Origin of the sequence: Serratia sp. BNK-4 (genome assembly GCF_048685115.1) — a bacterium.
GTDB classification, from domain to species: domain Bacteria; phylum Pseudomonadota; class Gammaproteobacteria; order Enterobacterales; family Enterobacteriaceae; genus Serratia; species Serratia bockelmannii.
Genome location: NZ_JBLQTM010000001.1, coordinates 3,270,511 through 3,283,419, shown reverse-complemented (window position 1 = coordinate 3,283,419; position 12,909 = coordinate 3,270,511). Strand labels below are relative to the sequence as shown.

11 protein-coding genes are annotated in these 12,909 nt (G+C 60.3%); 7 read left to right on the top strand and 4 right to left on the bottom strand.

All coding sequences use genetic code 11. The features are described 5' to 3' along the window. The first annotated feature begins 13 nt into the window (after positions 1-13). Genes ACMGGW_RS15685 through ACMGGW_RS15675 form a run of 3 tightly spaced genes read left to right on the top strand, consistent with a single transcriptional unit; the run spans position 14 to position 3,210 of the window. Positions 14-1,393, top strand: coding sequence for a PTS ascorbate transporter subunit IIC (locus ACMGGW_RS15685; RefSeq protein ID WP_043140091.1), 1,380 nt, complete (start codon positions 14-16; stop codon positions 1,391-1,393). Positions 1,394-1,406: 13 nt separating this feature from the next. Next, complete coding sequence (locus ACMGGW_RS15680; protein ID WP_099816994.1) at positions 1,407-2,258, top strand: transketolase; 852 nt, start codon at positions 1,407-1,409, stop codon at positions 2,256-2,258. Next, a complete protein-coding gene (locus tag ACMGGW_RS15675) occupies positions 2,251-3,210 on the top strand; it encodes a transketolase family protein (protein WP_043140084.1) in 960 nt (319 codons plus the stop codon). Before ACMGGW_RS15680 ends, ACMGGW_RS15675 begins: the two co-directional genes overlap by 8 nt. A gap of 63 nt (positions 3,211-3,273) precedes the next feature. On the opposite strand, the gene pta is transcribed toward ACMGGW_RS15675, so the two are convergent. Both pta and ackA read right to left on the bottom strand, forming a co-directional pair. Next, positions 3,274-5,436, bottom strand: a complete 2,163-nt coding sequence (pta, locus tag ACMGGW_RS15670) for a phosphate acetyltransferase (RefSeq protein ID WP_043140081.1) — start codon at positions 5,434-5,436, stop codon at positions 3,274-3,276. A 74-nt stretch (positions 5,437-5,510) separates the two neighbouring features. Further along, positions 5,511-6,713: an acetate kinase gene (ackA, locus tag ACMGGW_RS15665; RefSeq protein ID WP_025303669.1), complete on the bottom strand. Its 1,203-nt coding sequence runs from the start codon at positions 6,711-6,713 to the stop codon at positions 5,511-5,513. A 358-nt stretch (positions 6,714-7,071) separates the two neighbouring features. Here ackA and yfbV point away from each other — a divergent pair, with 358 nt between their 5' ends. The 4 genes from yfbV to ACMGGW_RS15645 all read left to right on the top strand — a co-directional run bounded on the left by yfbV (position 7,072) and on the right by ACMGGW_RS15645 (position 10,769). Beyond that, a complete protein-coding gene (gene yfbV / locus ACMGGW_RS15660; RefSeq protein ID WP_004936061.1) occupies positions 7,072-7,527 on the top strand; it encodes a terminus macrodomain insulation protein YfbV in 456 nt (151 codons plus the stop codon). 143 nt (positions 7,528-7,670) lie between these two features. After that, positions 7,671-8,165, top strand: coding sequence for a YfbU family protein (locus ACMGGW_RS15655; RefSeq protein WP_016926898.1), 495 nt, complete (start codon positions 7,671-7,673; stop codon positions 8,163-8,165). A gap of 17 nt (positions 8,166-8,182) precedes the next feature. Further along, the gene (locus tag ACMGGW_RS15650; RefSeq protein WP_049207312.1) at positions 8,183-8,839 is read left to right on the top strand and encodes a sugar phosphatase; all 657 of its coding nucleotides are present in this window, start codon (positions 8,183-8,185) and stop codon (positions 8,837-8,839) included. A gap of 79 nt (positions 8,840-8,918) precedes the next feature. After that, positions 8,919-10,769 carry an SLC13 family permease gene (locus ACMGGW_RS15645; RefSeq protein WP_072008257.1) on the top strand — a complete coding sequence of 617 codons (1,851 nt, stop codon included), beginning with the start codon at positions 8,919-8,921 and terminating at the stop codon, positions 10,767-10,769. Between the two features lie 27 nt (positions 10,770-10,796). Here the strand turns inward: ACMGGW_RS15645 and yfbR are convergent, their stop codons facing one another. Together yfbR and ACMGGW_RS15635 are read right to left on the bottom strand one after the other, a co-directional pair. Next, positions 10,797-11,396 (bottom strand): 5'-deoxynucleotidase, encoded by a 600-nt coding sequence (gene yfbR, locus ACMGGW_RS15640; RefSeq protein WP_025303666.1) that lies wholly within the window; start codon positions 11,394-11,396, stop codon positions 10,797-10,799. 107 nt (positions 11,397-11,503) lie between these two features. Continuing rightward, positions 11,504-12,718, bottom strand: a complete 1,215-nt coding sequence (locus ACMGGW_RS15635; protein WP_025303665.1) for a pyridoxal phosphate-dependent aminotransferase — start codon at positions 12,716-12,718, stop codon at positions 11,504-11,506. Positions 12,719-12,909: the final 191 nt, after the last annotated feature.

Genomic DNA, 12,909 nt, shown 5'->3' with positions numbered 1-12,909 from the left:
TGGCGAGGTGGATATGTTTATCCAGGAAACGCTTAAGTTTGTGGTGGATATATTAAAGGTGCCTTCGGTGCTGGTCGGGCTTATTGCACTGATCGGTTTGCTGGCGCAAAAGAAATCGTTTTCCGACGTGGTGAAAGGCACGGTAAAAACTATTCTCGGCTTTATCGTTTTGGGCGGCGGTGCCACGGTATTGGTCGGATCGCTCAATCCGCTGGGCGGCATGTTCGAACATGCGTTCAATATTCAGGGCATCATTCCGAACAATGAAGCGATCGTCTCCATCGCGCTGGAGAAATACGGCGCCTCCACCGCGTTGATCATGGCGTTCGGCATGGTGGCGAACATCGTGGTGGCACGGTTCACCCGGCTGAAATACATCTTCCTGACCGGCCACCACACCTTCTACATGGCCTGCATGATCGGCATCATCCTGACGGTGGCGGGCTTCGAGGGCGTGCAGTTGGTGTTTACCGGTGCGCTGACCCTGGGGCTGGTGATGGCGTTCTTCCCGGCGATCGCCCAGCGCTATATGCGCCGCATTACCGGCAACGACGATATCGCTTTCGGCCACTTCGGCACCCTGGGCTATGTGTTGTCCGGCTGGATCGGCTCGAAGGTGGGCAAAAACTCGCGCTCGACCGAGGAGATGAACCTGCCGAAAAACCTCAGTTTCTTGCGTGACAGTTCCATTTCGATCTCGATGACCATGATTGTTATCTACCTGATCCTGGCGATCTGCGCCGGGCGGGCCTATGTGGAAAGCGAGCTCAGCGGCGGCCAGAACTACCTGGTGTATTCGATTATCCAGGCCATCACCTTCGCCGCCGGGGTATTCATCATTCTGCAAGGCGTGCGCTTGATTCTGGCGGAGATCGTGCCGGCGTTCACCGGTTTCTCGGAAAAGCTGGTGCCTAACGCGCGGCCGGCGCTGGATTGCCCGGTGGTCTATCCCTATGCCCCCAACGCGGTGCTGATCGGCTTCCTGTTCAGCTTCCTTGGCGGGTTGGCCGGGCTGTTCCTGCTGGGGCAGCTGAAAATGGTGCTGATCCTGCCTGGCGTGGTGCCGCATTTCTTCACCGGCGCTACCGCCGGGGTGTTCGGCAACGCCACCGGCGGGCGGCGCGGCGCGATGCTGGGCGCCTTCGCCAACGGGCTGCTGATCACCTTCCTGCCGGTGCTGCTGCTGCCGGTGCTGGGGGCGCTGGGCTTTGCCAACACCACCTTCTCCGACGCCGACTTCGGCGTGATCGGCATCCTGCTGGGCAACATGGCGCGCTTTATGTCGAAGGAGATGATCATGCTGGCGATCGTCGCCGTGTTCGCGCTGCTGGTGGCGCATAACTTCCTGGGAAAACGCAAAGGCGCGCCGGCCGCTGACCGCGTCGAGAAATAACGAGGGCAGACTGATGAACGACACAACGAGCGAAACGGAAATTGAAGAGCTGCAGATCCTGGCGCGCGCGATCCGCCTGGAAACATTGAAGGCGTTGACCGGGCTGGGCTTCGGCCACTACGGCGGCTGCATGTCGGTGGTGGAGACGCTGGCGGTACTGTACGGCAGCGTGATGCGTATCGATCCGGCGGATCCGGACTGGCCGGAGCGCGATGACTTCGTGCTGTCGAAAGGGCACGCCGGCCCGGCGCTGTACAGCACGCTGGCGATCAAGGGCTACTTCCCGCTGGCGGAGCTGAAGACCCTCAACCAGAACGGCACGCGCCTGCCTAGCCACCCGGACCGATTGCGCACGCGCGGCGTGGACGCCACCACCGGTTCACTGGGGCAGGGCGTGTCGATCGCCGCCGGCATGGCGTTATCCCATCGGCTGGCGGGGCGTCGTAACCGGGTGTTCAGCATCCTCGGCGACGGTGAGCTGAACGAAGGGCAGTGCTGGGAGGCGTTCCAGTTTATCGCCCACCACAACCTGAACAACCTGACGCTGTTCATCGATTACAACAAGCAACAGCTAGACGGTGCGCTGGACGAGGTGATCCAACCGTTCGATCTGGCCGCCAAGTTCCGCGCTTTCGGTTTTGAGGTGCAGACCATCAAGGGCGACGACATCGCGGCGCTGCTGGCGGCGGTGGCGCCGGCGCGCGGCGGTGAACAGCGGCCGCTGGCGATCGTGCTCGACAGCATCAAGGGACAGGGGGTGACCTATCTGGAAAACCTGTCGAACTCACACCACCTGCGCCTGACGCCGGACGTGCAGCTGGAAATCGAAAAAGCCATTGCCGAACTGGAGGCCGCCCATGTTTAACGTAGTGACGCAGTTGGAAAACGACGCCGTCGAAATGCGCAAAGTCTATGCCGGCGCGGTGCGTCGGCAGATTGAAGCGGGCGCGCCGATCATCGCGCTGGAGGCGGATCTGATGAGCTCCATGGCGATGGACGGCGTGCATAAGGATCACCCGCAGCACGTGATTAACTGCGGCATCATGGAGGCTAACGTGATCGGCGTCGCCGCCGGGCTGTCGCTGACCGGCCGGGTGCCGTTCGTGCACACCTTTACCGCCTTCGCCAGCCGCCGCTGTTTCGATCAGCTGTTCATGTCGCTGGATTATCAGCGCAACAACGTCAAGGTGATCGCTTCCGACGCCGGGGTGAGCGCCTGCCACAACGGCGGCACCCACATGTCGTTCGAGGACATGGGCATCGTACGCGGGCTGGCGCATTCGGTGGTGCTGGAAGTGACCGACGCTACCATGTTCGCCGACATTCTGCGCCAGCTGATGGATCTACGCGGCTTCTACTGGGTGCGCACCATCCGCAAGCAGGCGACGCGCATCTACCAGGAAGGCTCGCGCTTTACCATCGGCAAGGGCAACCTGCTGCGCGACGGCGACGACATTACGCTGATTGCCAATGGCATCATGGTGGCGGAGGCGCTGAAGGCGGCGCAGATGCTGGCGCGGCAGGGCGTCAGCGCGGCAGTGATCGATATGTTCACCCTCAAGCCTATTGACCGTGAACTGATCAAAACCTACGCGGCCAAGACCGGACGCATCGTCACCTGTGAAAACCACAGCATTCATAACGGGCTGGGGTCGGCGGTGGCGGAGGTATTGGCGGAGGAATGCCCGACGCCGATGCGGCGCGTGGGGGTGAAGGAGCGTTACGGCCAGGTGGGCACCCAGGCGTTTTTACAGCAGGAGTACGGCCTGACCGCCGAGCATATTCTGGAGGCTGCTGGGCAGTTGCTGGCGCGTTAGGGAACGCAAAAGAAAAGCGCCGGTCAATGACCGGCGCTTTTTTATCGCTCAACCTGAAGAATATCAGGCCTTGGCGGCGGCAGCGTCAGCCTGGGAAGACTGGATCGCCGTCAGCGCAACGGTGTAGACGATATCGTCAACCAGTGCGCCGCGCGACAGGTCGTTCACCGGCTTACGCATGCCTTGCAGCATAGGGCCGATGGAAACCAGGTCAGCGGAACGCTGTACCGCTTTGTAGGTGGTGTTGCCGGTGTTCAAATCCGGGAAGATGAACACGGTCGCCTGGCCGGCTACTGGTGAGTTCGGCGCCTTGGACTTGGCAACGTCGGCCATGATGGCGGCGTCGTACTGCAGCGGGCCGTCGATGATCAGATCCGGGCGTTTTTCCTGCGCCAGACGGGTCGCTTCGCGCACTTTCTCGACGTCGCTGCCCGCACCGGAGTTACCGGTGGAGTAGGAGATCATCGCTACGCGCGGCTCGATGCCGAAGGCCGCGGCGGAATCTGCAGACTGGATGGCGATTTCAGACAGCTGCTCGGCGGTCGGATCCGGGTTGATCGCGCAGTCGCCGTAGACCAGTACCTGGTCAGGCAGCAGCATGAAGAACACGGAGGACACCAGCGAGCTGCCCGGCGCGGTTTTGATCAGCTGCAACGGCGGACGAATGGTGTTGGCGGTGGTGTGAACCGCGCCGGAGACCAGACCGTCGACTTCGCCTTGTTCCAGCATCAGGGTGCCGAGCACCACGTTGTCTTCCAGTTGCTCGCGCGCGACCACTTCGGTCATGCCCTTGCTCTTGCGCAGCTCAACCAGACGCGGCACGTAGTTTTCACGTACGGCGACCGGATCGACGATTTCGATGCCTTTGCCCAGCTCAACGCCCTGCGCTGCCGCTACGCGCTGGATCTCGTCCGGGTTGCCGAGCAGCACGCATTCCGCGATGCCGCGTTCGGCACAGATGGCCGCCGCTTTTACGGTACGCGGCTCGTCACCTTCCGGCAGCACGATGCGCTTGCCGGCTTTACGCGCCAGCTCGGTCAGTTCGTAACGGAACGCCGGTGGAGACAGGCGGCGTGAACGCTCAGAGGTGGCGGTCAGCGAGTCGATCCACTCGGTGTTGATGTGGCTGGCCACGTAGTTCTGCACTTTCTCGATGCGCTGGTGGTCGTCCGCCGGCACTTCGAGGTTGAAGCTCTGCAGGCTCAGCGAGGTTTGCCAGGTGTTGGTGTCAACCATGAACACCGGCAGGCCGGTTTGGAAGGCGCGTTCGCACAGCTTCTTGATCGGCTCGTCGATGGCGTAGCCGCCGGTCAGCAGGATGGCGCCGATTTCCACGCCGTTCATCGCCGCCAGGCAGGCGGAGACCAGCACGTCAGGACGGTCTGCGGAGGTCACCAGCAGAGAGCCTGGGCGGAAGTGTTCCAGCATGTGCGGGATGCTGCGCGCACAGAAGGTCACGGACTTCACGCGGCGGGTCATGATGTCGCCTTCGTTGACCACGCGGGCCTTCAGGTGGCGAGCCATGTCGATGGCGCGGGTGGCGATCAGATCGAAGCTCCACGGCACGCAGCCCAGAACCGGCAGCGGGCTGTTGGCGAACAGCTGCGCAGGATCGACGTGGGCGATGCTGGCTTTGGTGGAGTCGTCGAAGATTTCGGACAGGTCAGGACGGGTACGGCCCTGATCGTCGACCGGTGCGTTCAGCTTGTTGATGATAACGCCGGTGATGTTTTTGTTCTTGCTGCCGCCGAAGCTGGTGCGCGCCAGTTCGATGCGCTCTTTCAGCTGCGCCGGGGAGTCGTTGCCCAGCGCCAGCACGAAGACGATCTCGGCGTTCAGGGTTTTGGCGATCTCGTAGTTCAGCGCGTTGGCGAACTGGTGTTTGCGAGTCGGCACCAGGCCTTCGATCAGCACCACTTCCGCGTCTTTGGTGTTCTCGTGGTAACGCGCCACGATCTCTTCCATTAGCACGTCTTGCTGGTTGGAGCTCAGCAGGCCCTCAACGTAGTCCATGCGTAGCGGTTCGGCCGCCGTAATGGTGGAGTTGCTGCTGCGGATGATGGTGGTGGTCTGGTCGAGCGCGTTGTCGCCGGTGCGCGGTTGAGCGATAGGCTTGAACACGCTCAGACGAACGCCTTTTTGCTCCATGGAGCGGATGACACCCAGGCTGACGCTGGTCAGGCCGACGCTGGTGCCGGTGGGGATCAACATAATAGTACGTGACACAGAATAGTCCTCTTCACGATTAACATGAGGCTAAAACAACACCGTCAGCCTGGGCTGACGGTGTTTTGAGAGCATTACGCGGTCAGGCGGGATGCGTCCTGCGCGATGACCAACTCTTCGTTGGTCGGGATCACCAGCGCCAGGCGGCTGCCGTCTTTGGTGATGGCGCCGGATTTGCCGAAGCGAGCGGCCATGTTGCGGTCGTGGTCGATTTCGAAGCCCAGCAGGCCCAGTTTGTTCAGGGTCAGCTCACGCACCATGCCGGCGTTCTCGCCGATGCCGCCGGTGAAGATCACCGCGTCCAGACGGCCTTCCATCAGCGCGCTGTAGGCGCCGACGTATTTGGCCAGACGGTGGCAGAACACGTCCATGGCGCGTTTGGCGTCGGCTTTGCTGTCGTAGTTGTCTTCAACGTAACGGCAGTCGCTGGTGACTTCAGTCAGGCCCAGCAGGCCGGATTCTTTGGTCAGCATCTTGTTGATCTGGTCAACGCTCATGCCCAGAGAATCGTGCAGGTGGAAGATGATAGCCGGATCGATGTCACCGCTGCGGGTGCCCATCACCAGGCCTTCCAGCGGGGTCAGACCCATGGAGGTGTCAACGCACTGGCCGTTGCGCACTGCGGTTACGGAGCCGCCGTTGCCCAGGTGGCAAGTGATCACGTTCACTTCTTCTACCGGCTTGTTCAGCATCTTCGCGGCTTCTTGAGTCACGTAGAAGTGGCTGGTGCCGTGCGCGCCGTAGCGGCGAACGCCGTGGTCGCGGTACAGGCTGTACGGCAGGGCGTACAGGTAAGATTCTTCCGGCATGGTCTGGTGGAACGCGGTGTCGAACACGGCAACGTTCTTGTCGGCCAGGTTAGGGAAGGATTTCAGCGCTTCCGCGATGCCGATCAGGTGAGCTGGGTTGTGCAGTGGTGCAAACGGCACGGAATCTTTGATACCCTGCAGAACTTCGTCGTTGATCACGGCAGAAGCGGTGAACTTCTCGCCGCCGTGCACGATGCGGTGGCCGATAGCGGTCAGCTGCGCGGAAAGCTCTGGTTTTTGTGCCAGAATAGTATTAACAATGAAGTTCAGCGCTTCGCTGTGTGCAGCGCCGGCCCCCAGGGCAGCTTCGTGTTTGGCGCCGTCCATTTTCCACTTGATGCGAGCTTCAGGCAGGTGGAAACACTCGGCCAAACCGGAGAGGAATTCGTCGCCGTTAACGGCATCGATGATGGCGAATTTCAGAGAAGAACTGCCGCAGTTAAGAACCAGTACTAGCTTACTCGACATGGAAGTACCTACTTAAATAGTCGTGTTGTTAAAAGAAAATCGAACACACGTGGTGAATTAATCGTCAATCAGACAACAAGCGTAGCGCATAGTGCCGATGACATTTATGATTAACATCATGTGAAGTGCACAAATCACAGGATGATGGAAAAACCGATGATTTCTCTGCGGTTTAAATAATCTTGATTTTTATAGGGCTAAAAGTTGACAAAATTTACGTCATCTTCTACCGGCCACAAGGCCGGCTTAGGATACCGATAGCCCGGTGCAAACACAAAATAAATTTAAAGCTTCAAATTTTTTAGTATGGTCTCTGGCAGCACGCTTTTAGTTTCTTTACGTGACGTTGAGGTACGCAATGACGAGCAAACCGTCCGGTTCCGTAAGCTGGTTTCAGGTCTTCCAGCGCGGGCAGCATTATATGAAAACCTGGCCGTCGGACAAACGTCTGGCACCGGTCTTTCCGGAGAATCGCGTTGCGCGTGCCACCCGTTTCGCTATCCGTTTCATGCCGCCGTTGGCGATTTTCACGCTGACCTGGCAGATCGCGCTGGGCGGCCAGCTGGGCCCGGCGATCGCCACCGCGCTGTTCGCCTGCAGCCTGCCGATGCAGGGCTTGTGGTGGCTGGGGCGCCGTTCGGTCACGCCGCTGCCGCCGACGCTGCTGCAATGGTTCCATGAGGTGCGCAACAAGCTGACGGAAGCCGGGCAGGCGGTGGCGCCGCTCGAAGGCACGCCGACCTATCAGACGTTGGCCGATCTGCTCAAGCGCGCCTTCAAGCAGCTGGACAAAACCTTCCTCGACGATCTGTAAATGAAAAAAGGCCGCGCTGATGCGGCCTTTCTCGTCAAAGCGGCAATAACCCCGGTTTAAATCAAAGAACGGTCGAGTTGTGATTTCCTGCGTTCTTGCGCTGTGCGATGCTCCCGCCATCACACAGAAATGAGGAAATCCTGATGGAAATGACCAACGCCCAGCGGCTGATCCTGTCGAACCAGTACAAGATGATGACCCTGCTCGATCCGGACAACGGCGACCGTTATCGCCGGTTGCAAACCATCGTCGAACGCGGCTTCGGTTTGCAAATGCGCGAACTGGATCGCGACTTCGGCGAACTGAGCGAAGAGGTGTGCCGCACCATCATCAACGTGATGGAGATGCACCATGCGCTGCAGGTTTCCTGGGGCAACCTGAAAGAGAAGCAGGATCTGGACGAGCGCCGCCTGGCGTTTCTCGGCTTCGACGCCGCTACCGAGGCGCGCTACCTGAGCTACGTGCGTTTCCTGGTCAGCACCGAGGGGCGTTATACTCACTTCGATTCCGGTAGCCACGGTTTTAACGCCCAGACCAAAATGTGGGAAAAGTACCAGCGTATGCTGGCGATCTGGCTGGCCTGTCCGCGCCAGTATCACTTGAGCGCCGTTGAGATAGCGCAAATCATCAATGCTTGATTAAGAAGAGGTTTTCTGTGGAGTGTAAGGGTTTTCTGTTCGATCTTGATGGCACCCTGGTGGATTCTCTGCCGGCGGTAGAGCGCGCCTGGACGCACTGGGCCGAGCGCCGCGGCGTCGATCCGCAAGCGGTGCTGGACTTCATTCACGGTAAACAGGCCATTACTTCTCTGCGCCACTTTATGCCGGACGAAAGCGAAGCGGAAATTCAGCGCGAGTTCCAACTGCTGGAGCAGGTGGAAGCGCAGGATACCGACGGCGTTCGCGCGCTGCCGGGCGCCATCGCGCTGCTGGAGCGCCTGAACGCGCTCGGCATCCCTTGGGCGATCGTCACCTCCGGTTCGGTGCCGGTGGCCGGCGCTCGCCGCCAGGCCGGCGGTTTGCCGCAGCCGGCGGTGTTCATCACCGCCGAGCAGGTTAAACACGGTAAGCCACAGCCCGATGCCTACCTGCTGGGCGCCGAGCGCCTGGGGCTGGCGCCGCACGAGTGCGTGGTGGTTGAAGACGCGCCGGCCGGCATTCTTTCGGGTCTGGCTGCGGGCTGTCAGGTGATTGCGGTCAACGCCCCGGCCGATGCGCCGAAGCTGGAGCAGGTCGACCTGCGGCTGGATTCGCTGGCGCAGATCGCCGTCGATAAAACGGCGCAGGGCGCGATCGTTCGCCGGCTGGCCTGAGTGGCATTATCTTCACCCTAATTGATTAGACCCCGCTTCGGCGGGGTTTTTTTATGCTATTTTTTAGACCCTTGGACATTTGCCGGATGAGGCCGTTTTGAACAGCGAATTACTGTGGGTGCTGAGTTTACTGCTGATTGCCATCGTGCTGTTTACCACCAACAAGCTGCGGATGGACGTGGTGGCGCTGTTGGTGATTATCGCCTTCGTGCTGAGCGGCACGCTCAGCCTGCAGGAAGCGACGGTCGGTTTCAGCGATCCCAACGTGATTTTGATCGCCGCGCTGTTCGTGATCGGCGAAGGGTTGGTGCGTACCGGCGTGGCCTATCAGGTGGGCGACTGGTTGGTGAAAGTGGCCGGCAGCAGCGAAACCAAAATGTTGATGCTGCTGATGGTGACGGTCGCCGGGCTGGGCGCGTTCATGAGCTCGACCGGCGTGGTGGCGATCTTTATCCCGGTGGTGCTCAGCGTGACGGCCAGAATGAAGATCGCGCCGGGGCGGCTGATGATGCCGCTCAGCTTCGCCGGGCTGATCAGCGGCATGATGACGCTGGTGGCCACGCCGCCCAACATGGTGGTCAACAGCGAACTGGTGCGGGAAGGCATCCATGGTTTCGGTTTCTTCAGCGTGACGCCCATTGGCCTGGTGGTGCTGGCGCTGGGCGTCGGCTACATGCTGATCGCCCGGCGTTGGCTGGGCAGCGGTGACACCGGCAAAGCCGGCGATGACTGGCAGCGTCGCACCTTCCGCGACCTGATCCGTGATTACAAGCTGACCGGCCGCGCGCGGCGGCTGGCTGTCCGCAGCGCTTCGCCGCTGATCGGACGTTCGCTGGATGAACTGCACCTGCGTGCGCGCTATGGTGCCAACGTGGTGGGCATCGAGCGCTGGAAACGCTTCCGGCGGGTGATGGTCAGCGCCTCCGGCAGCACCGAGCTGCGCGAGGGCGACGTCCTCTTGATCGACATGTCGGACAGCCAGGTCGATCTGCGCGAATTCTGCGGCGAGCAGCGGCTGGAGCCGATGGTGCTGCGCGGCGATTACTTCTCTGAACAGTCGCGCAACGTCGGCATGGCCGAAGTGTCGCTGATCCCGGACTCGGCGCTGCTGGGCAAAAGCCTGCGTGAAGCAGCGTTCCGCAGCCGCTACGATCTGAATGTGGTGGGCATCCGCCGCCACGGCGAGACTCTGAGCGGCAAGCTGGTGGACGAGCCGCTGGAGCTGGGCGACATTTTGCTGGTGATCGGCGACTGGAAGGCGATTCGTCAGCTGCAGGCCAAAACCCACGACTTTATCGTGCTCAACCTGCCGGCCGAAGTGGACGAAGTGGCGCCGGCCATCACCCAGGCGCCGCACGCGCTGTTTTGCCTGGCGTTGATGGTGGCGATGATGCTGACCGACGAAATCCCCAACCCGATCGCGGCGTTGATCGCCTGCCTGCTGATGGGCAAGTTCCGCTGTATCGACATGGAGAGCGCCTATAAATCGATCCATTGGCCGAGCATCATTTTGATCGTCGGCATGATGCCGTTCGCGCAGGCGCTGCAAAAGACCGGCGGCGTGGATCTGATCGTTCGCGGGCTGATGGACGTCGCCGGCGGCGCGGGGCCGCGCGTGATGCTGCTGTGCCTGTTCGTCTTGTGCGCCACCATTGGCCTGTTTATTTCCAATACCGCGACGGCGGTGCTGATGGCGCCGATCGCCATTGCCGCCGCGCGCGAAATGGGCGTCTCGCCATACCCGTTCGCGATGATTATCGCCATCGCCGCGTCCGCCGCCTTTATGACGCCGGTCTCTTCACCGGTCAACACGCTGGTGCTGGGGCCGGGCAATTACAAGTTCGGCGATTTCGTGCGTCTCGGCGTGCCGTTCACCCTGTTGGTGATGGCGGTCAGCGTGATTGTGGTGCCGTGGCTCTACGGTTTTTAACGGCGCAGCGAGGCTGCGCCGGTGGGGTTACAGCGAGCTGTCGAGGCTGATTTCGTCCAATGACAGGCTGAAACTGGGAATGAACACGTCCATAAAGTAGTCCATTTCCGGGCTGCGGCGCTGTTCCAGGGTTTTATCCAGCCGCGCCTTGGCCAGGGTGAATTCATTGTTGCCGGCAGAGAGTTCCTCCAGGCATTTCAGGTAGGCGCACAGCGCGTCTGCCTGCTTCACTACCTGCTTTTCATCTTCGCTGTAGTAGTGCTCATCGAGAATGGTGCGGAAATCGTTGCGCAGCTCAGCGGGGATCATGTCCAGCAGCTTTTGCTGGGCGATCTTTTCGATCTTCTTGTATTCATGGGCGATCTGCGGATTGTAGTACTTGATCGGCGTCGGCATGTCGCCGGTGATCACTTCGCTGGCGTCGTGATACATCGCTAACAGCGCAACGCGGTCGGCATTGAGGTTGCCGTTGAATTTGCGGTTCTTGATCACCGCCAACGCGTGGGCGACGAAAGCCACCTGCAGACTGTGTTCGGAGACGTTCTCGGTACGCACGTTGCGCATCAGTGGCCAGCGGTTGATCAGTTTCAGGCGGGACAGATGGGCGAAGAAATGGCTCTGGCTCATGGTGCTCTCTTTAACGGCAAGTGAGGGCCCCATTGTGAAGCAGTGACGGCGAATTTTGCAACCGGGCAATAAGAGAAGGGCGCAGCAAGGCGCTGCGCCCCAGGCGATTACTGGTGGTAACCTTCAAGGAAGCGGCCCAGCTTGCCGACCGCCATTTCCAGTTCGTCTACGCGCGGCAGGGTGACGATGCGCACGTGATCCGGGTAAGGCCAGTTGAACGCCGAACCTTGCACCAGCAGCACTTTTTCCTGTAGCAACAGATCCAGCACCAGCTTCTGGTCGTCGTGGATGTTGAAGCGTTTGGCATCGATGCGCGGGAACATGTACAACGCGCCCTGCGGCTTCACGCAAGAGACGCCCGGGATGTCGTTGAGCAATTCCCAGGTGCGGTTGCGTTGTTCGTACAGGCGGCCGCCGGGCTGAATGAATTCGCTGATGCTCTGATAACCGCCCAGCGCGGTCTGAATGGCGTGCTGCATCGGCACGTTGGCGCACAGGCGCATCGAAGCCAGCATCTCCAGCCCTTCGATATAGCCTTTGGCGTGCTTCTTCGGCCCGTTCAGCACCATCCAGCCCTGGCGGAAGCCCGCCACGCGGTAGGTTTTCGACAGGCCGTTGAAGGTCACGGTCAGCAGATCTGGCGCCAGTGCGGCGATCGAGTGGTGTTCGGCGTCGTCGTACAGGATCTTGTCGTAGATCTCGTCGGCGAAGATGATCAGGTTGTGTTGACGGGCGATCTCGACGATCTGCTCAAGCAGCGCTTTGCTGTAAACCGCGCCGGTCGGGTTGTTTGGGTTGATGATCACGATACCGCGGGTGCGCGGGGTGATCTTGCTGATGATATCGTCCAGATCCGGGAACCAGCCGGCCTGCTCATCGCACAGGTAGTGCACGGCCTTGCCGCCGGACAGCGATACCGCAGCGGTCCACAGCGGGTAGTCCGGCGCCGGTACCAGCATTTCGTCGCCGCTGTTGAGCAGCGCCTGCATGGATTGGACGATCAGCTCAGAGACGCCATTGCCAATGTAGATATCCTCAACGGTCACGTCACGCATGTTGCGCGCCTGATAGTGCTGCATGATCGCTTTACGCGCCGAGAAGAGGCCCTTGGAGTCGGAGTAGCCTTGCGCCGTGGGCAGATTGCGGATCACGTCGACCAGGATTTCGTCCGGGGCGTCGAAACCGAACGGGGCAGGGTTGCCGATGTTCAGTTTCAGGACTTTGTTGCCTTCTTCTTCAAGACGTTTAGCTTCTTTAAGCACCGGGCCGCGAATGTCATAGCAGACGTTGTCCAGTTTGCTGGATTTCTCAATGGGGGACATAAAAAGTTGAGCCTTTTGCTGGGATAGGGGCGCTCCTACCGTGGGACGCCGCAACCCGCCCAATGTACTCCTGGCGTAGTTGCTTTTGAAGGGTTTTGCACGCCTTTGGTGCAAATGCATGTCGTAACGGGGGATTTTAGTTATGATAAGCAAAGGTAAAGTTATTTTGTGGTTCATAATTTCATGAACTA